The 22,426-nt window shown below is 45.5% G+C and carries 23 protein-coding genes and 2 riboswitches; of the genes, 9 read left to right on the forward strand and 14 right to left on the reverse strand.

What is annotated here, in order from left to right:
- Positions 1 to 39: 39 nt before the first annotated feature.
- The gene (locus M1D67_RS16570) at positions 40 to 864 is read right to left on the reverse strand and encodes a MetQ/NlpA family ABC transporter substrate-binding protein (RefSeq protein ID WP_020452655.1); all 825 of its coding nucleotides are present in this window, start codon (positions 862 to 864) and stop codon (positions 40 to 42) included.
- Positions 865 to 920: 56 nt separating this feature from the next.
- Positions 921 to 1,028, reverse strand: a riboswitch (SAM riboswitch).
- 131 nt (positions 1,029 to 1,159) lie between these two features.
- On the opposite strand from M1D67_RS16570, the gene M1D67_RS16575 reads away from it, so the two are divergent.
- Entirely contained in the window at positions 1,160 to 1,840 is a 681-nt protein-coding gene (locus tag M1D67_RS16575) for a sunset domain-containing protein (protein WP_479831396.1), read from the forward strand.
- Between the two features lie 28 nt (positions 1,841 to 1,868).
- On the opposite strand, the gene M1D67_RS16580 is transcribed toward M1D67_RS16575, so the two are convergent.
- The 7 genes from M1D67_RS16580 to M1D67_RS16610 all read right to left on the reverse strand — a co-directional run bounded on the left by M1D67_RS16580 (position 1,869) and on the right by M1D67_RS16610 (position 6,719).
- Entirely contained in the window at positions 1,869 to 3,200 is a 1,332-nt protein-coding gene (locus M1D67_RS16580) for an ABC transporter permease (protein WP_224066683.1), read from the reverse strand.
- Positions 3,190 to 3,888 (reverse strand): ABC transporter ATP-binding protein, encoded by a 699-nt coding sequence (locus M1D67_RS16585; protein ID WP_035338160.1) that lies wholly within the window; start codon positions 3,886 to 3,888, stop codon positions 3,190 to 3,192. Before M1D67_RS16585 ends, M1D67_RS16580 begins: the two co-directional genes overlap by 11 nt.
- 25 nt (positions 3,889 to 3,913) lie before the next feature.
- Positions 3,914 to 4,894 carry an ABC transporter permease subunit gene (locus M1D67_RS16590; RefSeq protein ID WP_128823570.1) on the reverse strand — a complete coding sequence of 327 codons (981 nt, stop codon included), beginning with the start codon at positions 4,892 to 4,894 and terminating at the stop codon, positions 3,914 to 3,916.
- Entirely contained in the window at positions 4,888 to 5,766 is an 879-nt protein-coding gene (locus M1D67_RS16595) for an ATP-binding cassette domain-containing protein (protein ID WP_023855837.1), read from the reverse strand. The genes M1D67_RS16590 and M1D67_RS16595 overlap by 7 nt, the downstream gene beginning before the upstream one ends.
- Positions 5,759 to 6,151, reverse strand: a complete 393-nt coding sequence (locus tag M1D67_RS16600; RefSeq protein ID WP_079289567.1) for a GntR family transcriptional regulator — start codon at positions 6,149 to 6,151, stop codon at positions 5,759 to 5,761. Before M1D67_RS16600 ends, M1D67_RS16595 begins: the two co-directional genes overlap by 8 nt.
- Positions 6,152 to 6,192: 41 nt before the next feature.
- On the reverse strand, positions 6,193 to 6,321 hold the full coding sequence (locus tag M1D67_RS16605; RefSeq protein WP_458117538.1) for a hypothetical protein: 129 nt from the start codon (positions 6,319 to 6,321) through the stop codon (positions 6,193 to 6,195).
- Between the two features lie 125 nt (positions 6,322 to 6,446).
- The gene (locus M1D67_RS16610; RefSeq protein ID WP_003184568.1) at positions 6,447 to 6,719 is read right to left on the reverse strand and encodes a YtzC family protein; all 273 of its coding nucleotides are present in this window, start codon (positions 6,717 to 6,719) and stop codon (positions 6,447 to 6,449) included.
- A 152-nt stretch (positions 6,720 to 6,871) separates the two neighbouring features.
- On the opposite strand from M1D67_RS16610, the gene mnmL reads away from it, so the two are divergent.
- From mnmL to gltP, 3 genes are all read left to right on the forward strand, one after another.
- Entirely contained in the window at positions 6,872 to 7,840 is a 969-nt protein-coding gene (gene mnmL, locus M1D67_RS16615) for a tRNA modification radical SAM protein MnmL/YtqA (RefSeq protein ID WP_075212784.1), read from the forward strand.
- Entirely contained in the window at positions 7,837 to 8,421 is a 585-nt protein-coding gene (mnmM, locus tag M1D67_RS16620) for a tRNA 5-(aminomethyl)-2-thiouridylate-methyltransferase MnmM (RefSeq protein WP_043054441.1), read from the forward strand. Before mnmL ends, mnmM begins: the two co-directional genes overlap by 4 nt.
- A gap of 166 nt (positions 8,422 to 8,587) precedes the next feature.
- Complete coding sequence (gene gltP / locus M1D67_RS16625; protein WP_023855832.1) at positions 8,588 to 9,838, forward strand: glutamate-aspartate/proton symporter GltP; 1,251 nt, start codon at positions 8,588 to 8,590, stop codon at positions 9,836 to 9,838.
- Positions 9,839 to 9,878: 40 nt separating this feature from the next.
- Here the strand turns inward: gltP and M1D67_RS16630 are convergent, their stop codons facing one another.
- Both M1D67_RS16630 and M1D67_RS16635 read right to left on the reverse strand, forming a co-directional pair.
- On the reverse strand, positions 9,879 to 10,958 hold the full coding sequence (locus M1D67_RS16630; protein WP_020452664.1) for a tetraprenyl-beta-curcumene synthase family protein: 1,080 nt from the start codon (positions 10,956 to 10,958) through the stop codon (positions 9,879 to 9,881).
- 14 nt (positions 10,959 to 10,972) lie between these two features.
- Complete coding sequence (locus M1D67_RS16635) at positions 10,973 to 11,752, reverse strand: alpha/beta hydrolase (RefSeq protein WP_458117539.1); 780 nt, start codon at positions 11,750 to 11,752, stop codon at positions 10,973 to 10,975.
- Between the two features lie 43 nt (positions 11,753 to 11,795).
- On the opposite strand from M1D67_RS16635, the gene M1D67_RS16640 reads away from it, so the two are divergent.
- From M1D67_RS16640 to M1D67_RS16650, 3 genes are all read left to right on the forward strand, one after another.
- On the forward strand, positions 11,796 to 12,314 hold the full coding sequence (locus M1D67_RS16640) for a gamma carbonic anhydrase (protein ID WP_020452666.1): 519 nt from the start codon (positions 11,796 to 11,798) through the stop codon (positions 12,312 to 12,314).
- Positions 12,315 to 12,488: 174 nt separating this feature from the next.
- A complete protein-coding gene (locus M1D67_RS16645; RefSeq protein WP_043054442.1) occupies positions 12,489 to 13,013 on the forward strand; it encodes a phosphatase PAP2 family protein in 525 nt (174 codons plus the stop codon).
- Positions 13,014 to 13,072: 59 nt separating this feature from the next.
- A complete protein-coding gene (locus M1D67_RS16650) occupies positions 13,073 to 14,209 on the forward strand; it encodes a glycosyltransferase family 4 protein (RefSeq protein WP_144499125.1) in 1,137 nt (378 codons plus the stop codon).
- A 41-nt stretch (positions 14,210 to 14,250) separates the two neighbouring features.
- Here the strand turns inward: M1D67_RS16650 and asnB are convergent, their stop codons facing one another.
- Together asnB and metK are read right to left on the reverse strand one after the other, a co-directional pair.
- Complete coding sequence (gene asnB, locus M1D67_RS16655) at positions 14,251 to 16,149, reverse strand: asparagine synthase (glutamine-hydrolyzing) (RefSeq protein WP_023855828.1); 1,899 nt, start codon at positions 16,147 to 16,149, stop codon at positions 14,251 to 14,253.
- Between the two features lie 144 nt (positions 16,150 to 16,293).
- On the reverse strand, positions 16,294 to 17,496 hold the full coding sequence (gene metK / locus M1D67_RS16660) for a methionine adenosyltransferase (protein WP_003184586.1): 1,203 nt from the start codon (positions 17,494 to 17,496) through the stop codon (positions 16,294 to 16,296).
- A 390-nt stretch (positions 17,497 to 17,886) separates the two neighbouring features.
- Positions 17,887 to 18,024: riboswitch (SAM riboswitch) on the reverse strand.
- Positions 18,025 to 18,218: 194 nt separating this feature from the next.
- Between metK and pckA the strand changes: the two genes are divergently transcribed.
- Both pckA and M1D67_RS16670 read left to right on the forward strand, forming a co-directional pair.
- On the forward strand, positions 18,219 to 19,802 hold the full coding sequence (pckA, locus tag M1D67_RS16665) for a phosphoenolpyruvate carboxykinase (ATP) (RefSeq protein WP_025810968.1): 1,584 nt from the start codon (positions 18,219 to 18,221) through the stop codon (positions 19,800 to 19,802).
- Between the two features lie 250 nt (positions 19,803 to 20,052).
- Entirely contained in the window at positions 20,053 to 21,237 is a 1,185-nt protein-coding gene (locus M1D67_RS16670; RefSeq protein ID WP_020452671.1) for a dicarboxylate/amino acid:cation symporter, read from the forward strand.
- 40 nt (positions 21,238 to 21,277) lie between these two features.
- Here M1D67_RS16670 and M1D67_RS16675 read toward each other — a convergent pair whose 3' ends face one another.
- Positions 21,278 to 21,520 (reverse strand): DUF2584 domain-containing protein, encoded by a 243-nt coding sequence (locus M1D67_RS16675; RefSeq protein ID WP_009329422.1) that lies wholly within the window; start codon positions 21,518 to 21,520, stop codon positions 21,278 to 21,280.
- Positions 21,521 to 22,345, reverse strand: coding sequence for an alpha/beta hydrolase family protein (locus tag M1D67_RS16680; protein ID WP_020452673.1), 825 nt, complete (start codon positions 22,343 to 22,345; stop codon positions 21,521 to 21,523).
- Positions 22,346 to 22,426 lie beyond the last annotated feature (81 nt).

Genomic DNA, 22,426 nt, shown 5'->3' on the forward strand with positions numbered 1-22,426 from the left:
TTCAACATAAAAAACCCCCTTTTTAAAGGGGGAATTTTTTTATGATTGCGTCATCCATTTTGGCTTTCCGAAACCGGCGAATTCCCGATCGATCGCATCTTCGAAAGCTTTGGATTTTACCGCTTCTTTGAGATCTTTGGCGAATGGCTTGTCTTTGTTTTTTTCATCCACTACCACTTGATTGCGGTAGCGGTCAGGCATGTTCTCAAGCGCCAGCGCGTCCTGCAACTTCATATTAGCGGAGAGAGCGAAATTACCCGGGACAGCCGCGATATCCAGGTCATCGACCGCTCTTGGAAGATTGGCAGATTCAAGCTGTTTAAATGTCAGCTTTTTCGGATTTTCCGCAATATCCTGCACAGAGGCTTTCAATGTGTCGACATCGCTTTTCAGCCGAATCAGCCCCTGATCCTGGAGCGTTAAAAATGCCCTGGCGGCATTGGCCGGATCGTTTGGAACAGCCACTTCCGCCCCGTTTTTGACATCGTTCAAGTCGTTATATTTGGCAGAATAGAGACCCATCGGAGCGGTCGGCACAGAAATGAGTGCAGCAAGATGTTTATTGTTTTCTTGATTGTATGATTTCATAAAAACCTCATGTTGAAACAAATTGGCGTCGAGTTCGCCTTCGCTTAACGCCGTGTTCGGCTGTACATAGTCGGTGAATTCGACCACTTCAACTTTGTAGCCTTTTTTCTCAAGTTCAGGCTGAATCGCTTTTTTGACCATATCGTAATACGGTCCTGCAGTAGCGCCTATTTTGATCGTTTTACCATCGCTTTCGGCATTGTTTCCGCATGCGGTCAGAAGCGCCATGCTCAAGGCCAGTCCCAGCACGGAAGTCCATTTTAATATCTTGTTCATGTATATCTCCTCCTCCAAAATAAAAAAAACTCTTTCAGCGCCTGAAAGAGTTGTTCAACTTATCTTTCAGAATGCGCCTGACATTCTGCTGGATTTAGCACCTTGCTCTGCTGCAGGTTGCTGAGATTTCGCCGGGCCAGTCCCTCCATCTCTCTTTATAAGCTGCATATTCGGTTTTTTAAATGATTTCTTTATTTTACGTTTGAATATTTAGATTTGCAAGAAGTTTTTTGGTATAAACATTTTTTTCTTTTTAAGCTAAAATATAGTTATCAAACACGAAAGGAGACGAATCATGGAATCTATCATGCTGATCGGGTTTTTATCCTTTATTTTTTCCATCTGCTATCTTGTATTTCATTTGATCAGAAGAATCTTTTCTCCAGGCAAAAGGTTTTCCAGAAAACTCTTTTATCCTTGTTTTGCAGGCGGACTTCTCCTCCTGATCATCTCTGCGCCTTATTACAGTGAGGAAACATATGCCATCGATGAGACAAAAACAGAGGACCTGACAACCGAGCTTCAGGAACTGAAAACTGAACACAGCGCTGTACAAAAGGAGCAAACCGCATTAAAGCAGCAGCTCAATCAAGCAAACGAAAAACTGAAGGCAGCCAAAACGGAGAATGACACATTAAAAAAAGAAAATGAAAAACTGACAAAAGAAAAAGACTCGCTTACGAAAAAAACAAAATCGCTGTCAGAAAAACTGGCTAAAACTGAAGAAAAAAGCGGCAGTACCGAAGCCACTGTAAAAGAAAAGAACGCCACCGCTCAGGCCGGAACGTCACACAGCGCGCCCTCCCCTAAGAAAAACAGCGGTGAAAGCAAACAGGAGTGCAAAATCAAAGGAAGCGTCAACCATATTTATCATACACCGGGAAGTACATATTATGACCGCACGAAAAACGTCGCCCGCTGGTTCTGCACAGAACAGGAGGCGCGTGATGCGGGGTACAGACCTCCGAAACGTTAAAAAAGCCGGCATACCGCCAGCTTTTTTCTTAAAGCTCTCTTCTTAATGCTGTCAGCACGTTCGTTCTTGTCGCTTTAATGGCCGGATTCAGGCCTGAAAGAATGGCGACGCCTGCACTGATCAAGGTGGCGATGAGTACAAGGCTGACCGGAATATGCGAGAAGGTGATGCTGAGCTCTGCCGCACTCGCTTCTCCTTCTGAAACCGATGATAAAATGACAGGAATAATCTTGTTCACTAAAAAGCTGACACCGTATGAAATGATAATACCTAAAACAGATCCTAAGATGCCGATATAGGCGCTTTCCAGCAGGAACATTCGGCGGATCACATTCGGGCTGGCCCCGATCGCTTTCATAATCCCGATTTCCTGCGTCCGTTCTGTAACCGCCATTGTCATCGTGTTGAAAATCCCGATGGCTGAAATCAAAACGGCAATGACTCCGACAAAGATCAGACCGATTTTAAAAGCCATGAAAAACAGATTGATGCTTTCGAGTTTTTTCGTTATTGAATCGACGTAGTAGCCTTCATCCTCCAAATCTGTTGTCAGCTGTCCGACATGTTCAAAATTATCCGCGTAAACCGAAAGCTTTTTTTCGATCGTGCCGTTGTCTTTGTCCGCCTTCAGAAATCCGGTGATGTCTTTTTGCATGTCGTTGCTGACATAGACCGTTGAATCGCTTGCCCATTCATAAGAAGGTTTTTTCGTCACTCCGACAACTTTCAGATCATATGTTTTCGCTTTCCCTTCTTCTCCTGTTTTTTCATCCATTTTTGAGATCTTTAATTCAATTGTTTTGCCGAGAATATCTTCTGCGTATCCTTTTGGTTCTTTTACTTCCTCAGCATTATTTTCCATCTGCTTTTCATAATCTTGGGCTTCTTTTTTCGTCCAGAGATTCTTCCCGAAATGGTAGCCGACGACGATTTCATTCGGTGTTTTCGCTACGCGGCCGCGATCGAGTTTAATATTGGCTTTTTGTTCAGCAGCCATGTCAGTAATCGTGATATTCGACATTTGATTGTTTGTCCTGTTGCCCAACTTTGCTTCAGCAGGTGCGAACACCTGCGTGCGCTCGATAATCGCGGACACATCTTTGCGATTTTCGAATTCTTTCAAGTCTTTCTTTTGAACTTTCCGATCGCTCTTTCCTTCTTTTCCGACAACCTGAATTTCAGTGACAATCTGTTCTTTCATCAGCTGTTCAGTCATCGATTTTTGCAGTCCGAATCCGACCGATGCGAGCACGATTAAAAACGCGCAGGCCACCGTTGTTGCGAGAATGGTCATGAATACACGCAGGCGGTTTTTCTTCATATTTCTTCTAATGAACTTCAACTGATCCTTAAACTTCAACAGTCTCTTCCCCTTTCTCTAACACGCCGTCAGATAACTGAAATTTCGTTTTGGCGATCGATGCCACCTCGTCATCGTGCGTGATGATGACGAATGTAATACCGCGCTCCCTGTTCAGCTGCCGAATGAATTCGAGGATTTCCTGTTCTGTTTCGGAGTCCAGGCTTCCGGTCGGCTCGTCGGCTAAAATGATTGACGGATTCAAAATCAAAGCGCGGGCGATGCTGACGCGCTGCTGCTGTCCGCCTGAAAGCTCATTCGGATAGTGTCCAGCGTGGTTTTCAAGGCCGACGCGGTGAAGCATCTCATTGACGCGCTGCTTCCGCTCAGACGGATGAACACCTTTTAAAGTCAGAGGCAGTTCGATGTTTTCGTAAGTCGTCAAGCTCGGAATCAGCTGAAAACTTTGAAAGATGAAGCCGAAATGTTCAAGCCTGAATGCCGCCCATTCTTTTTCGCTGTACTTTGTGACATCCGTACCGTCAATGACGATCTTACCTTTTGTCGGGGCGATATAGCCGGAAATCAAGTTCAACAGCGTCGATTTTCCGGAACCGCTCCGTCCGACAATGCAGGCGATTTCGCCTTTTTCAACGGTAAGCGAGACATCCTTTAACACTTTAATTTCATTTTCCCTCCCCTTTTTGCCGACTTTAAATGAGTGGTGAATATGCTCTACACTGATCATTTGTAAATCTCCTCTCCATTATGGATTACAGCTGTTTTATTTTTTTGAAAATCAAGAAGTAACTGATTAAGAATCCGACTGCCGAACCGATCAACATACCGAAGATATAGCTGAACAGGCTAGAAGAAGTGGCTGCGCCGAATCCCCAGATGCCAAATAAAATCACGAGAATTTGAATCGGGCGATCCATTTTTCTCCAGAGAAAAAAATGTCCGTTCCGTTCAAGCTGCTGTTTGATAAAGCAAAAATAGCCGATTATATAAAACAAGATCCCCATGACCAGCGGAATCAACAGCGTAAAGGCCAAGCCGCCGTTATGGACGCCGAAACCGTCGAGGTACACAATCGGCGTTATATAATTTAAAAAATATGAATCCTGAGAAAATAAAGCAGAATTAACCCCAAAGAAACTCATGATAATCTGCAAGTTTGCCATCGGAAGGCCGATCAGCAAATAAGGCAGAATCGACGTTGAAAAAGCAACAATCATCTGGGCCAGCGGATTGCCGGTCATCGCGCCCGCCGCCATGACAAGCGAGTAGACCATAAAGCAGAATATGACCGATCCGATAAAATACTCGTGAAAGTTGACGACGTCAACCTTATACAAAACAACTAAGGCATAAGATAACAAGTAAGATAATAGCTGGGCTGTTAAAAGAATTGTAATACCCAAGAAATATTTCGTATTGAAAATGATGCCTCGCCTATAAGGGAGCCCGAGTGTGAAATCAAGCGTTCCTCTGCTCCGTTCAAACCCGATCTGGCTGAGTGCAAGCGCGACTCCGCCAATCCAGAACATTCTCATGACCCCGCTTATCTCATAATCTTTATATAAAACGCACTCTATATCGGGAAATTTTTTCTGTTCCGCAAGACATCCTTGATACTGAAAATAATCATTTAAAATCGAAAACGGTTCACTCAGCATCACCGCTGCAAACACAACTAAAAAAATCCAGAAATGCTGTTTCCACTCTTTATATAAAAGTCCGCGGTCTACCATCTTCGCTTACCTCCATACTTCGCGATGAATACTTCCTCAAGACTGACCGGAAGCTCGTTCCAAACTTTCGGAGACAAACTTTTTAGAAATTGTTTGCTCACATCGTCTGCTTTCGGAATCAACACCGTATAAAACACGCCGGTGTGATCCAAAACAGGGATTTCCCTTTCCCTGATTTTCAAATTGACATCTTCTTCAAATGCCATTTGGATTTTAATAAAATCGCCTTTCAGTTCATCAAGATCCATGATGTTCGACAATGTATTGTCTTCGAGAAAACCGATTCGGTTGCACATTCTTTCAATATCCTCAAGCCGGTGGGATGTGATGAGAATCGTCGTGTTGTTTTCAGCCACTTCATCGACCATCAGCTGGAGAACATCTTGTCTTGTGACGGCATCAATGCCGTCTGTCGGTTCATCGAGCAGGATGACCGCCGGCCGGATCGCAAATGACAAGATCAGCGACATTTGCTTTTTCAATCCTGTAGACAATTCCCTGTACTTTTTTGTTTCGGGAATATCGTAGCGGTTCATTAATTCATTAGCGTATGTAACATCAAAGTCAGGATAAATGTTTCGCAAAATATTGACGAGCTGTTTGTAATTGTATTTTTCGAAATAGGTGTTTTGAACGGGCATATAGACGATATTGCGCTTGACGAGCGGATGGTCCTTCACCTTGACGCTGCCGAAGTAGATATCTCCCTCATCAGGCAGCAGGATTTGCTGAATCAGGCGGAGAAGCGTCGTTTTCCCTGAGCCGTTTCTGCCGAGCAGTCCGAAAATCTCTCCTTCCTCAAGCTTAAAGGAGATGTTTTTGAGTATTTGTTTTCCGTCAATGGTTTTTGATACAGATTTGAGCTCAATCATTCACTTCCCCTCCTCTCACTTCTTTGTCGATTTCCGCCATCCACTCCTGCAGCTTTTTAGTGTCGATCCCAGCGTAATGCGCATCGATGATCAGCTGCTTTAACTGCTCTTTAATCATCGCAATCTTCCCTTCATCAAGCGTAACTTTCGCGTTTTCTGAAATATACGTTCCTCTCCCCCTCAACGTTTCAATTATTCCTTCCCGTTCAAGTTCTTTATAGGCTTTGCTGACAGTATTCGGGTTTGCAATGATAATGGTTGCAAGCTCTCTGACAGAAGGAAGTTTATCTCCAGGCTTGATTATCCCTTTTAAGCAAAGCTCTTTCATCTGCTGGATAATCTGCTCATAGATCGGGGTAGAGCTTCTCGGATCGATTTGAATCATCTATCTCCCTTCTTTCTCGTTCAATCTCAGGTCATTCACTTTTAAAAAAACACGTATCCCAAATTTTCTTGAATTATATAGCCCAGCTTCGCAAGAACAAACAAGAACGAACAGGCAATGATAAACGCCACGACCACCATCGGCGTTATTTTTTTATGTTTATCACTCATGAGTATTACTCCTTTACATGTGTGTGTTAATTGTATTACTCGATATAGTACACCTAATACATTAAATACATCGTCCTTTTTTGTCAATCACTTTTTTCAAAAAAATGAACCCTTTCAAAAAGGGTTCATCTTTCATACGATCTCTGCAGAATCATATTGTTTTGAAGGGTTTGCAGCTGAAGCCTTTTGCGGTGAATTTCCTCCCTTTGTTGCTCATTGGCAAACAGCGAAAGCTTGTTTAATTCATTGACCGCGTTTTCAAGCATCAGCTGCGCATCGCTGTACTCTGTCTCATTGTAATGTTCCTGCCTGCTTGCAGTTTCAAATTGAGATAAAGCATAATCATAAGCATCTTCGCTTCTTTGGATGTGCTCTCCGACGGATTGTCTTGTAGCCAAAGAAAACCCCTCCTTAATGGAAAAATCCATCGTGATTAGTTTGACCATCACAGCCGTGATCATTGAAGAAAATAATTGGGAATCGGTTTGTTCTTATCGTGTTTATTTGCTACAATTTTAGGATGCGTAATACTAAAAGGAGGTCCTTTTGTTTGCATCAAAACAACCCTTTTCCATATACGAACAGTGAAAAACGATATCATACATGGAATTATCATTTACGAAATCATTTCGGTCATAAAGTGTTTAAAGTCGCCCTTGACGGAGGCTTTGACTGCCCGAATCGCGACGGCACGGTCGCACACGGCGGATGCACATTTTGCAGCGCCGCAGGGAGCGGAGACTTTGCGGGAAACCGAGCCGACGATCTGCTGACCCAATTTAATGAAGTCCGCGACAGAATGCATGAAAAATGGAAAGACGGCAAATACATGGCGTACTTTCAAGCATTTACGAATACGCACGCTCCTGTCAGCGTTCTTCGCGAAAAATACGAAACGGTCCTCGGCCTCGACGGCGTAGTCGGCCTTTCAATCGCAACCCGGCCGGACTGTCTTCCTGACGATGTTGTCGAATATCTTGCCGAGCTTAATGAACGAACATACCTCTGGGTGGAACTCGGCCTTCAAACCGTTCATGAACGGACGGCTGATTTGATCAACCGTGCCCATGATTTCGACTGCTATGTAGAAGGCGTGAACAAGCTGAGGAAACACGGTATCCGCGTCTGCTCTCACATCATTAACGGGCTGCCTCTCGAAGACCGCGGCATGATGATGGAAACCGCAAAAGCGGTCGCCGATTTGGATGTGCAGGGGATTAAAATCCATCTGCTTCACCTGTTAAAGGGAACGCCAATGGTGAAGCAGTATGAAAAAGGAAAATTAACGTTCCTTTCGCAAGATGATTATGTCCAGCTTGTTTGCGATCAGCTTGAAATTCTTCCGCCGGAAATGATCATTCACCGGATTACGGGTGACGGACCGATCGAATTGATGGTCGGACCGATGTGGAGCGTCAATAAATGGGAAGTCTTAAATGCCATCAATGGAGAACTGGAAAGGCGCGGCAGCTATCAGGGGAAATGGTTCAACAAAGAGAAAGAAGGCATCGCCACATGAAGCTCAAGAAGATCCTCCCGTATGCGAAAGAACTGCTGAAAACAGCCGCAGGCGAAGGAGACATCGTCATTGATGCGACAATGGGAAACGGACATGATACGTATTTTTTAGCAGAACTTGTCGGTGAAAACGGACATGTCTATGCCTTTGATATTCAAGAAACAGCTCTTATGAATACTGCCGAAAGACTTGGAAACGAGTACAAAGACCGGGTGACATTGATTCAAAAAAGCCATGATGAGCTCATCACTTCGCTTCCTGACGACATCTCAGGCAAGGTGGCAGCAGCTGTGTTTAACCTCGGGTATCTTCCGGGAAGCGACAAATCGGTGACGACAAAAAGCGATTCAACCATCGCCAGCATCAAGCAGCTTCTCAAAATCCTGAAAAATGAGGGGCTGATCGTTCTGGTCGTCTACCATGGCCATCCCGAAGGAAAGCGGGAAAAGGACGCCCTGCTCGAATTTTGCACATCACTCGACCAAGATACTGCCCGCGCCCTCTGTTACCAATATTTAAACCAGCGAAACGATCCGCCTTTTATCATTGCGATTGAAAAGAAAATAGCGGCTCAAAAATGATATCTTGAAAATCCTCCATTAGGAGGATTTTTTTCATCCAAACATAATGTAAGCGATATCAAAATAAAATATAAGAAATTTTTCGCAATTTTCTAAAAAGAAAAGGTGTTTCACTCTTTGTCACGAAATTATTGAAAACTCATGTAAAATACGGAGGGATTTCGCTTTGAAAAAATTTATCGCTTATCAAATTTTGATCGCACTCGCCATTGGAGCAGTGATCGGACACTTTTTCCCTGATTTCGGAATGGCGCTGCGCCCCGTCGGAGACGGATTTATCCGCTTGATTAAAATGATCGTCGTTCCGATCGTTTTTTCTACAATCGTCATCGGAGCGGCCGGAAGCGGAAGCATGAAAAAAATGGGCAGTCTCGGCATCAAGACGATTATTTGGTTTGAAGTGATTACGACGTTCGTGCTCGGACTCGGGCTGCTTTTGGCTAATGTGCTAAAGCCCGGCGTCGGCCTTGACCTCTCCCATTTGGCCAAAAAAGATATCGGCGAGCTCTCAGGCTACACGGAAAAAGTGGTCGATCTTAAACAAATGATCCTCGATATTATTCCTACCAACATCGTTGACGTCATGGCCAGAAATGATTTGCTTGCCGTGATCTTCTTTGCGATATTGTTCGGCGTCGCAGCTGCCGGGATCGGCAAAGCCTCAGAGCCTGTCATGAAATTTTTTGAGTCTGTTGCCAATATCATGTTCAAACTGACGCAGATGGTTATGGTTACAGCCCCTATCGGCGTGCTTGCTCTTATGGCCGCATCCGTCGGGCAATACGGCATCGAACTCCTGCTTCCTATGTTAAAATTAGTCGGCACTGTTTTTCTCGGACTGTTTCTCGTTCTTTTTGTTTTATTTCCGATTGTCGGTCTTATTTTTAAAATTAAATACTTCGAAGTCCTGAAAATGATTTGGGATTTGTTTCTGATCGCGTTCTCCACTACGAGCACAGAAACAGTCTTGCCGCAGCTGATGGACCGCATGGAGAAATACGGCTGCCCAAAACGGGTCGTTTCCTTTGTGGTTCCTTCAGGCTTATCGCTGAATTGTGACGGCTCCAGCCTATATTTATCTGTCGCTTGTATCTTTTTGGCGCAGGCTTTCAATATAGACATGAGCATTTCACAGCAATTGCTCATGATGCTCGTGCTAGTGATGACAAGCAAAGGGATCGCCGCCGTTCCATCTGGCTCGCTCGTCGTCCTTCTGGCTACCGCCAACGCAGTCGGCCTTCCCGCTGAAGGAGTCGCGATTATCGCGGGAGTGGACCGCGTGATGGACATGGCGCGAACAGGCGTGAACGTGCCGGGTCATGCTGTCGCCTGCATCGTTGTTTCAAAATGGGAAAAAAGCTTCCGGTATAATAAGCGTTTTGTACTTGAAAAACAATACCGGATGGAAAGCTTGTAAACAGCAAAAGCTCAAGCCGATGAACGGTTTGAGCTTTTCTTTACGAGCTTTTCATCCACGGCATTTTTTGAATTTTGCGGTAGGCCCTTCCGTTGATATAGAAGAAGTAGGAAGTTTTTCCGCTCGCTTTAATAAGGCGCTTCGCCAGCCGGCCGATTTCCTTTTGACCCGCGACCTTATCGTCTGATAAATAAACACCCAGAAGACCTCTGTTGATCAAACGGTGAAAGTTTTCGTGCGGAATCCCGCGCAAATGTTCATCCGCCATTTCGATGAAATATTCGAGCCTTTCCATCATATCTGAATGTGATGGGTAATACGTGCAGAAATTCAAATCTCCGCCGATTAAGTCTTCCTCCTGGTCAATTAAATAATCGAGCAGGATGTGCAGTCCCTGTATGTACGGAAAATAGCTGTCGCGGATCTTTCCGGCCATCGATTCAGTAAAATCGGAACGGACGGAATACGATACGAGGCAGAAGATGCCGAGCGTTGAACCCGCACAGGCTGAGAACTCGTACCATTCCATTTTCGGCAAGGCCGATCTATAATTCTCAAACCACGCTTCGAGCCGGGGGACACGCTCATGCTCCACAACGTGTTTATGAACTTGCAGATCGCAGTAATAGCTGCAAAGCTCAAGCAGGTGCTGCTTGATCAGATCATAGTTCTCAATTTCCGCAAGCACGTCTTGGCACGTTTTCACTAAGTCGTGCAAATAGCCTTGATCATCCTGGTCTTCCCTGAACCGGTAATAGTTCTTCAATTCAGCCCCGACGGTCAGCGCGTCTTTCATTGACTGATGAAGCATGGAAAAATCATCCGGGTCAAGCGAGGTGCTCCGGTCGCATAGATTGTCGAGATAGTCGCTTATCGTCTGATACGCCGTAATAAACCGGATCGACTGCTCGATTTTATCGCCTGAAAGGAGGGCCATAATGCCGCCGCCTTCACAGTGAAAGGTTTTATCCCTGATGCTGGCTTTCGCCTGCGTTTTCAGCTCGGGATTTTGAATCGTTTCAGCTTTTCGTTTCCACTTGTCCAACTCCTGATGAACAAGGGGAAAAACTTCTCTGTATACTTTAGCCATTAATCCAAAAGGATGCTCCGGTACTGCCAAAGAATGCACCTCCATTATGTCATATACTGTTCCACAAACGCTGTGGCCGCTTTAAAAACGTCTTCCCGCTCAGGCTCATTAAAAATTTCGTGGTATAAGCCCTCCCATTCCCTGTACGTCTTATTGTGAGAAGCAAGCTCGTTAAACCACTTGACGACCATTTTTTTGTCGACAAGCCAGTCTGTGCCCGCCTGCATGACAAAGAGCGGGATGTTGAGAAAGGCGTCCGTCGGCTCCATCGCGCTTTTCAACGCTTTTAACATTTCTTGATACCATCTGACAGAAACTTTTGTGATATATAATGAATCGTTGATGTCCATTTCGATGACTTCTTTGTTTCTCGTCGCTTTATCAGGCGTGATCCCGGATTCAAACCGCATGGACGGAGCCAAAACGTTGAGCCCTTTGGAAATCCAGTCCAAAAATTTGTTCGGCTTTAATTGCAGCCCGAGACAAGGGGATGATAAAATGAGACCGGCAATGCCGCTTTGCTGCTGCTTAAACCACTCGATCGCGATCAGGCCGCCCATGCTGTGCCCGAGCATAAATACAGGCAGTTCAAATGCTTTCGCCCTGGCGACCCATTTGTCCACTTCATCAATATATTCTTGAAACGAGCGTATATGTCCTCTTTCTCTTGTCGAAGTTCCCTGTCCGGGCAAATCCCCCATGACGACATTAAACCCGGATGAACGCCACATTTCGGACAGCCATTTATACCGCCCGTGATGCTCACATGCACCGTGAATGATGACGATTGAAGCAACAGGTCTTTCCGCTTCCATGCACCACATGCTGACCACCTCACACAATTTTATAAATGAAAGGATGAAACCAATGATCTACCCTTATAAAAAAACGGAACCTGTTATTCATGAAACGGCGTTTATCGCCGACAACGCGGTCATCACCGGAGATGTAACAATCGGAGAGCAATCAAGCATCTGGTTCTCTTCGGTTATCCGCGGCGATGTCGCCCCGGTCAGGATCGGAAAAGGCGTGAACATTCAAGACCTTTCCTGCCTGCACCAAAGCCCTGAGCGCCCTCTTGTGATTGAAGACGGTGTGACGGTAGGCCATCAGGTTACACTGCACAGCTCCGTGATACGAAAGCATGCCCTTATCGGAATGGGGTCGGTTATTCTTGACGAAGCGGAAGTCGGGGAAGGCGCTTTTATCGGGGCAGGCAGTCTTGTCCCGCCTGGCAAAAAGATCCCGGCCGGGCACCTCGCATTCGGCAGGCCCGCTAAAGTCATCCGCCCGTTAACCGACAAGGATAAACAGGAAATGGAAAGAATTCGCAAAGAATATATTGAAAAAGGACAATACTACAAATCCTTGCAAAAAAAAGATTAGCTTTGCTACAACTTTACCATTTTTCCACCGATAATTTAAGCAATAACCTTTTCGGCCGCACGCGTCTGCGGCTTTTTTCTTTTCCGAAATCTTTACAAATACTTATCATTTGCTAAACATTCATTTTTTACAATAAACATGAAGCAGCCATTCATGTAAAGGGGGTTATGACATTTGAATAAACTGATGGTCGGCATCTACAACTTTGAATGCCGGGTCTTCCTCGGTATGAACAGCTTATTTCACCAAAAAGCACTAAACCGTTACTTTCGTTCCTCAACACATCTGGGAGGGGCATTCTGCACGATTTCCGCTTGCCTGTCTCTCTTGCTGTTCGGATCCGGAAGTGTTCGTACAGCGGGGATCGCCAGCGCCATTGCACTTTTGGTCAGCCACCTTCAAGTCATGCTGATCAAAAAGCTGTATCCAAGAAAGCGGCCGTATTTAACGCTAAAGGAAACACAGGTTTTGCAAAATCCGCTCAAGGATCATTCTTTTCCATCCGGCCATACGACCGCGGCATTTTCCGTCATTACACCGCTAATGATATTCTTTCCGATACTCGCGCTTTTATTAATTCCGGTAGGCATCAGTGTGGGACTCTCCAGAATTTATCTCGGTCTTCATTATCCTTCGGATGTTCTGGCAGGGACGGCCCTCGGGATATCAGTCGGAACTTTGTCGGCGATGGTTTTCTAAGCCGGCCGTTTCTTCCAAAGCGTCACTGATTTTTTACATCACAAACAGGAGGGGAAACGATGAAAATTGCGATATTTACGGACACTTTTACACCGGATGTGAACGGATGCGCCAGAACGCTGAAAAGGTATACGGATTATCTTGAAAAAAACGGGATGCCCTATAAAGTATTTGCGCCGGAAAGCACGCATGAAACACAATTTTCGAGCCGCATCCGCCGTTTTACGAGCATGCCGTTCTTCTTATACCCCGAGTGCAGAATCGCTCTTCCTAATCTCATCAAAATGAAATCAGAACTCCGCGAATTCAATCCCGATCTCATTCACATCGCGACTCCTTTTAATATCGGCCTGGCAGGGCTCAAGCTTGCGAAGAAATGGAACATCCCTGTCGTAGGCTCTTACCATACCGATTTTGACCAGTACCTTTCATATTATGATCTTCAAATGTTTTCCAAATTATTATGGAAATATATGCACTGGTTTCATAAAGATTTTCGAAAAATTTTTGTCCCTTCGCGCGAAACGTTTATGCAGCTCAAAGCCAAACAATTCAGGAACCTCTCCATCTGGAAGCGCGGCGTGGACTGCTCGCTGTTCAGTCCGGCGCATCAAACCGAACACATCCGCAAGCGATACGGCATAAAGGAAACCTATATCCTCAGCTATGTCGGAAGGCTTGCACCTGAGAAAGATTTGGAGACGCTGCTCAAGATCGCAAGTCACCCCAATTTGAAAGATGGCGTCCACTGGCTGATCGCGGGAGACGGCCCGTTAAAAAAAGAGCTTGAGAAGCGGGCTCCCCTCAATATGACTTTTGCCGGCTATGTCAAAGGAGAAGAGCTGGCAAGCATTTATGCAAGCTCAGATTTGTTCGTCTTTCCTTCTCCGACGGAAACCTTCGGAAATTCCGCGCTTGAAGCGCTCGCCTGCGGGACGCCTGTTATCGGGGCAGATTCCGGCGGCCTGAAAGACTTTATACAAAACGGAAGAAACGGTTTTCTTTCCGAACCTGGAAATCCGGATGCATTCACCGAAAATATATTGCGCGTCCTCTCCAATGTGCCGTTAAAAAAACGGATGTCATACGATGCGAGAAGCTATGCCCTTACCCAGTCGTGGGAAGTGATTTTTGACAATCTCTTCTCCGAATGTGAACGTGTGCTAGCAGATTTATCAGCTGAAAAACCGGCATAAAAAAAGAAGGTTTTCGATTAACGAAAACCTTCTTTTTTCACTTAAACGATAATGACTTCTTTTGGCTGATGGTTCAGTTCTTCCGGTACAAAGCGCTTTTCAACGAAAATGCTGTGCCAGATCATAAAGATGAGAACCGTCCAGATTTTACGGCTGTTATCCGCTTTGTTGGCGCAGTGGTCTTCAAGAAGCTGAAGCACGTAATCTTTATGGATATATGCGTCTGTCTCGCTCTCTTTAATGATGTTCACGGCCCAGTCATGCATTTCGTTTTTCAGCCAGTGGCGGATCGGCACAGGGAACCCTAGCTTTTTGCGGTTTAAGACATGATCTGGAACGATGCCTTCCGCCGCTTTTCTAAGCAGATATTTTGTCGTGCCGTTTTTCGTTTTCAGCTCTTCCGGAATTTTGGAAGCCGCTTCAAATACGACTTTGTCCAAAAACGGAACGCGGAGTTCCAGTGAATTGGCCATCGTCATTTTGTCGGCTTTCAGCAAAATGTCACCGCGCATCCATGTGTGGATATCGACATACTGCATTTTGTTAATTTCGCTGTAGGACTTGCTTTCTTCAAAATATGGCTTTGTCACGTCACAGTAAGAGAGGTTGCTGTCATACTGGCGAAGAAGTTTTGATTTCATGCCTTCTTCAAAAATCTTTGCGTTGCCGATATATCTCTCTTCAAGAGGTGTACAGCCCCTCATTAAAAAGCTTTTCCCTTTCATTCCTTCCGGCATCGCTGAAGCTACGTGCAGAAGCATCTTTTTCAGCGGGGACGGAATTCGTTCAAACGGCTTTAATGAAAGCGGCTCCCGGTAAATATTGTAACCGCCGAACAGCTCATCTGCTCCTTCTCCGGACAAAACAACCGTAACTTGCTTCTTCGCTTCCTTCGCGACAAAATACAAAGGAATTGCAGCAGGGTCTGCCAACGGATCATCCAGATGCCAGACGATCTTTGGAAGCTCGTTCATATATTCTTCAGGGGAAATGATCGCGCTGAAGTTCTCCACGCCGACCCTATCAGCGGTTTCTTTCGCAACGTCAACTTCGCTGAAGCCTTCATGTTCAAAGCCGACAGAAAACGTTTTTAAGTTGGGATGAAATTGCTTCGCCACCGACACGATAAAAGAAGAGTCGATGCCTCCGGAAAGGAAGGAACCTACAGGCACATCGCTTCGCATATGGACTTTTACGGAATCAAAGATCGCGTCTCTTACTTCCTGAACAAGCTTGTCTTCTTCGGTCTGAACAGGCTTGAATTGAACTTTCCAGTATGTTTTAAATTGAATATCCTCGCCCGGGCGGACAGTAAACTGATGGCCCGGTTCTACTTTTTGCACCTTTTTGTCAAGCGTCTCAGGCTCTGGTACAAATTGGAACGACGTATACTGCTGAAGCGCTTTTTCATTCAATTCCAAATCGGCATCAACAGCCATTAGGCTCTTTCTTTCTGACGCAAAATAAACATGGCCGTCCGTTTTCGTAAAATAGAGCGGCTTAATGCCGAACGGATCGCGCGCTCCGTATAGGAGCTGTTCTTTTTTATCCCAGATTAAAAAAGCAAACATTCCGCGCAGCTTGGAAGCAGCTTCCTGTTTGTAGTGGCGGTAAGTCGCAAGCAAAACTTCCGTATCTGAATCGGTTTTGAACTCGTATCCTTTTGAAATAAGTTCGTCTTTCAGTTCTATATAGTTATAGATTTCTCCATTAAAAATAATCCAATAGGAATCATCTTCATAAGACAGAGGCTGTCCTCCGTTTTCCACATCGATGATGCTGAGCCTTCTAAATCCGAAGCCTACATGCTCATCATGATAGTACCCATCATCGTCCGGACCGCGGTGTACAATCATTTCATTCATTTGTTTAATCAGTTCTTCCTGGGCTGCTGTCTCGGATGATGGGCGATGATTGAATACCCCTACAAATCCACACATAGTATTGCCTCCGATTTTTTAAATTTCGTGCAGAAATCAAAGTCTGCTTCTTGATTAGACAAGTGTTTAAAGAAAAACGTTTCACATCCGCCCGCTTTTTGCCATCGAAAAACAAAGCCGCTTATGAAAGCGGCTATGCGGTTGTTATTCTCCTAATGCATCTTTCTTCAGCTGATCCGCTTTGTCTGTGCGCTCCCAAGGCAGATCGAGGTCGAGGCGGCCGAAATGTCCGTAAGCTGCCGTTTGTTTGTAAATCGGACGGCGAAGATCGAGCATTTTAATAATGCCGGCAGGTCTTAGATCAAAGTTTTTGCGAACCACTTCGATCAATGTTTCTTCACTGGCTTTGCCTGTACCGAATGTATCGATTGAAATGGATACCGGCTGTGCGACACCGATCGCGTAGGCAAGCTGCACTTCACAGGAATCAGCAAGGCCTGCGGCGACGATATTTTTCGCTACATATCTCGCAGCATAAGCTGCAGATCTATCAACCTTTGTCGCATCCTTACCGGAAAACGCTCCGCCGCCGTGACGGGCATATCCGCCATAGGTGTCAACGATGATTTTGCGTCCTGTTAAACCGGCATCCCCCTGCGGTCCTCCGATAACAAAACGGCCCGTAGGATTAATGAAGTACTTCGTGTTTTCATCGATCAGCTCTTTTGGCACTACCGGGTTGATGACATGCTCTTTCAGATTGCGCTGAATTTGTTCAAGCGAAATCTCAGGGTGATGCTGAGTCGAAATGACAATTGTATCGATGCGAATCGGCTTGTTGTTCTCATCATACTCAACAGTTACCTGTGTCTTTCCGTCCGGACGAAGATACGGCAGAATTTCCTCTTTGCGGACTTCTGTCAAACGGCGAGACAATTTATGAGCAAGCGAAATCGGCAGAGGCATAAGTTCCTTTGTTTCGTTGCAGGCAAAACCGAACATTAAACCTTGGTCTCCGGCTCCGATCGCTTCAATTTCAGCGTCGCTCATTGCTCCTTCACGCGCTTCAAGCGCCTGGTCGACTCCCATTGCAATATCTGGCGACTGTTCATCTATAGACGTTAAGACCGCGCAAGTTTCGGCATCAAAACCGTATTTTGCACGTGTGTAGCCAATTTCTTTAATCGTTTCGCGGACTGTTTTCGGAATATCGACGTAAGTGGACGTCGTGATTTCACCGCTTACCAGCACCAATCCGGTTGTCACAGATGTTTCACAGGCAACGCGGGCATTCGGATCTTTCTTTAAAATTTCGTCTAATATACTATCCGAAATCTGGTCGCAAATTTTGTCCGGATGTCCCTCCGTAACTGACTCTGATGTAAATAACCGACGGTTTTTGCTCATTTATGTTTCCTCCTGTATATGAAGATCAGCCGTGATCTTAAGTATGATACGGATCTCGTCCCTCTTGATTATATGACGATACTCGGGCTTCATACGCTCTCGTTTTGAAACAATTTCCATATGCTATTCTTGACGAGATTCTAAGTCAAAATTCCTCTTAATAGAATTTTTCCTGACTGGCTGCCCGGCTAGACCTTTCACGTCCTGTGAAAAACGCCCAGTACCTTCCTCCTGCTTGATACTCGGCTAAAACCTTTCACGTCCTGTGAAAAACGCCGAGTACCTTCCTCCTGAAGGCAGTTTTTTTAGCAATTTTTGGATCTCGATTTATGCAATAAAAAAACCTTTTCCTATTCGCTGAGGAAAGGGTCTGGTATTGCGTGCCTTTCACTCTTATCGCTCAAGGTATTGAACACCTTGCATCAGGTTAGCACCGTAGTTGTCTCAGAAACTGTTTTTTTCCATTAATAAGAGAAACCGGTTGCTGGGTTTCATTGGGCCTGTCCCTCCACCAGCTCGGGATAAGAGTATCCGCTCAATGAAATATCTTATCTTAAAATGGCTTGTTATGTCAATATCGGCCGCAATAAATTTAAACTTGTCTTTCGAGAAAAAACCCGAACGAAAAATGAAGAAACGGTATAGACTATAAGAGTAAATGTGTTATACTAATTCTACATTAATGTTATACACATTAAAAAACACGCAAAGGAAGGTTTTTTATGAATTCTGTAGATTTAACAACTGACTTACAAACGTTATTAATGGGCGAAAACGTTCAGCTGAACTTATCCGTTCCCCTTTTGGTTGAAAAAGTCCTTGAACGCAAAGAAGGAGTCTTAACATCTTCCGGAGCCGTGCGGGCTACAACCGGTACATACACCGGCCGCTCGCCAAAAGACAAATTCATTGTGGAAGAAGCGAGCACAAAGGACAAAATCGATTGGGGCGCAGTAAACCAGCCGATTTCAGAAGCCGCCTTTGACCGGCTGTACACAAAAGTGCTCAGCTATTTAAAGGAACGCGATGAATTGTATGTATTTGAAGGGTTTGCAGGAGCAGACGAAAAATACCGGCTTCCGATTACAGTTGTCAACGAGTTCGCCTGGCACAACCTGTTTGCAAGACAGTTGTTCATCAGACCTGAAGAACATGATAAAAAACCTGAAGAACAGCCGTTTACGATTCTTTCCGCTCCGCATTTCAAAGCCGATCCGCTCATTGACGGGACCAGATCTGAAACATTTATCATCGTGTCGTTTGAAAAGCGTACGATTTTAATCGGAGGCACCGAATATGCCGGAGAGATGAAAAAATCGATTTTTTCTATTATGAATTATCTTCTTCCTGAACAAAACATTTTACCGATGCACTGTTCGGCAAACATTGGCGAGGAAGGCGGAACAGCTCTCTTCTTCGGATTGTCAGGCACAGGCAAAACGACGCTTTCCGCCGATCCGAAACGGAAGCTGATCGGTGACGACGAACACGGCTGGTCCAGCACAGGCGTTTTCAACATTGAAGGAGGCTGCTACGCCAAGTGCATTAACTTAAGCAAAGAAAAAGAACCGCAGATTTACAATGCGATCCGCTTCGGTTCCGTTCTTGAAAATGTCGTGGTTGACGGCAAAACCGGGGAGCCGGACTATTCCGACGCATTCTATACGGAAAACACGAGAGCGGCTTACCCGATTGATGCGATTGACAACATCGTCAAGCCGAGCATCGCAGCACACCCGCAGACCATTGTATTTCTGACGGCAGATGCTTTCGGCGTGCTTCCTCCGATCAGCAAGTTAACGAAAGAACAAGCCATGTATCATTTCCTGAGCGGATATACAAGCAAGCTCGCCGGCACCGAACGCGGGATCACCGCTCCTGAAGCCACATTCTCGACCTGCTTCGGTTCCCCGTTCCTTCCGCTCCCTGCACATGTGTACGCTGAAATGCTCGGAAGAAAAATCGATGAGCACGGCGTCAGCGTCTTTCTCGTCAATACAGGCTGGACCGGCGGCGGATACGGAACAGGGGAAAGAATGAGCCTCGCTTATACGAGAGCGATGGTTCAGGCTGCGATAGAAGGAGAACTGGATAACGCCGAAATGAAGACTGACCGCATTTTCGGACTTCATTCACCGGTCCATGTTCCGGGTGTGCCTGATCAAGTGCTTGACCCGGCTAAAACTTGGACAGATGAAAACGAATACGAGGAAAAAGCGATCCACTTGGCGAATGCATTCAAAAAGAATTTCAAAAAATTCTCTAATACCGAAAACATTGAAAAAGCCGGAGGACCGCTCGTATAACTCAACCCGCTTGCAGCAGCGCAGGTATTCTGCGCTGCTGCAGTTTATTAAAAATCCGCTTCGCCTGTCAGCGGCCGATGCCATTTTCTGGACAATGATTAAAACGACAATCAAGCACGGCCTGTGATAAAACGCTTCCAATTCGCGGCTGTTATTATTTGAAAATACAGACTTTTTTTATTTTTAACAAAAGAAATCTTTCATATGATAATATGATAAAAACATTTGTATATATCAGGAGGACACATCTATGAAATTTGGATTACTGCCGAGAATTATGACGGCAATTGTTCTTGGTGTTATCGTCGGAAGCTTTGCTCCGCTTTGGTTTGTCAAAACAGCCGCTACTTTCAATGATATTTTTGGAAACTTCATTAAATTCGTCATTCCTTTTATTATTATCGCTTTTATTATTCCCGGCATCGGACAAATCGGCCGCGGCGCCGGAAAAATCCTTGGCATTACAGCAGGTATCGCCTACACGTCAACCATTTTTGCCGGCCTCCTGGCGTACCTTGTCGGATCAAATCTTCTCCCCGCGATCATTTCCGGCCATCAGCTGCAGGAATTTAAAAATCCGGAAGAAGTTTTGCAAGCAGGATTTTTCACCATTGAAATGACGCCGTTTATGAGCGTGATGAGCGCACTGATTTTTGCTTTCATCATGGGAATCGGAATCGCTTATCTGCCCGGAAAAACATTAAAAAACGCTTTCGATGAATTTCAAACGATCGTTGAAAAGCTGATATCATATATTATTATTCCGTTACTGCCTGTTCATATTTTCGGTATTTTCACCAATATGACGTTCGGCGGTCAGGTGCAGACAATCTTATCCGTATTTGCTAAAGTTTTCGTGATGATTATCGTGCTTCACCTCGTCATACTTTTGATTCAGTACTCCGTTGCGGGCGCTGCAAACGGCAGAAATCCGCTGTCACTGTTGAAAATCGTGGCGCCGGCATACTTCACTGCGCTCGGCACACAATCGTCAGCGGCAACGATTCCCGTCACGTTGAGACAAGTCAGAAAAACGGGAGCAAGCCAAAAAGTGGCTGACTTCGCCGTTCCGCTCCTGGCCAATATTCATTTGTCAGGTAGCACGATTACACTGACGAGCTGTGCAATGGGCGTAATGATTCTAAACGGTCAAACACCGACTTTTTCGATCATGATGCCGTTCATTTTAATGCTTGGCGTCACAATGGTCGCAGCGCCCGGTGCCCCGGGGGGTGCCGTTATGGCCGCGGCCGGACTGCTGCAGTCGATGCTCGGCTTTAATGAAACCAGCGTATCATTGATGATCGCACTTTACCTTGCTCAGGACAGCTTGGGTACAGCAACGAACGTGACAGGAGACGGCGCTCTCACCATGCTGATTCACAGGCTGACTTCCAAAAAAGGAATCGGAAAAGAGGAAGATGTGCCTGCATAATACAGAAAAGCCAAGGACGCTATCCGCGCCTTGGCTTTTTTTAATTCGTCGAATTTAATGATACGAGCCTGTATGTTAAATGAGTCCGTCCGTCTGACCATTCAAGGCGCTCCGCCTGCGCGGTGCCGGTAATGTCGCCCCGCTTAGTCTTTCTGACTTCAAGCGGCACATGAAGAGGGTAAACCCGATAACCTTCTTTTTCAAGTGTAAACACATTTTCCTCAACCCGTGTTTCTTTTCCTTTTGTCACAATCATTGTATTAAATTCAACTGGCATTCCCACCTAAAGTCCCCCTCCTTTTCTCTTTTCTTTTAGTTTACCATAACTTGTCCAAGGCCGGCTTTTCATCCATTGAGACAATTCTCTTACAATCCGCCTATTTTCCCGCGGAGGAAAATAGTGGGTATATCGACTGAAATACCACGTATCCACAGACTTGTTTCTTTGCAGAAGTTCGCGTTCTAGACGCCGCGCATGCTCGATGGAGACATTTTCATCGTTTGCTCCGTGGATCAAAAGCACGGGCGCTTCGATCTTCTCCAGCTCGTCAAAAGGCGTCCTCCATTCGTACGCTTCAGGAACCTTTTCAGGCGTCCCGCCGATGACCCGCTTCATCATCCGCCGCAAATCTTTGCGTTCGCGATAGGTCATAACCATATCGCTGACACCGCCCCAAGACACAAACGAAGCTGCAGCTTCTTTCATTTCGATTGCCGTTAAGATACCCATGATCCCGCCGCGGGAAAAGCCAAAAATGTGTACGCGTCCATCTTTTACCAGGTCATGCTTCTGCAGAAGACGAAAAGCGGCAAAAGCATCTTCCCGGTCATCACCCGCAAAGTCTTCATCGCCTTCTCCTCCTTGATTGCCTCTGTAAAACGGAGCAAGAACGACAAAGCCCTGTGAAGCGAACTGGACGATTCGGCCCGGTCTGACCATCCCGACGTTTTTAATTCCGCCGCGCAAATACAAAAATCCGTCATAATGTCCGGGAGCGGCCGGTTCCGCCAAGAGCCCCTTAACCTTGAGTCCTTGTGAAAGGTATGTGACGGAAAACAGACGCACCTTTTTGTTCGGCGATGGAAACCTTCTTTTTTCTAACCACATTCGTCACGTCACCTCTTTTTTAATCCGCAGCTGCCCCTCACACCTGTTTAGTATATAACATAAACTATTTTATGCCGAAAA

The sequence above is a fragment of the Bacillus sp. PK6-025 genome, assembly GCF_056530265.1.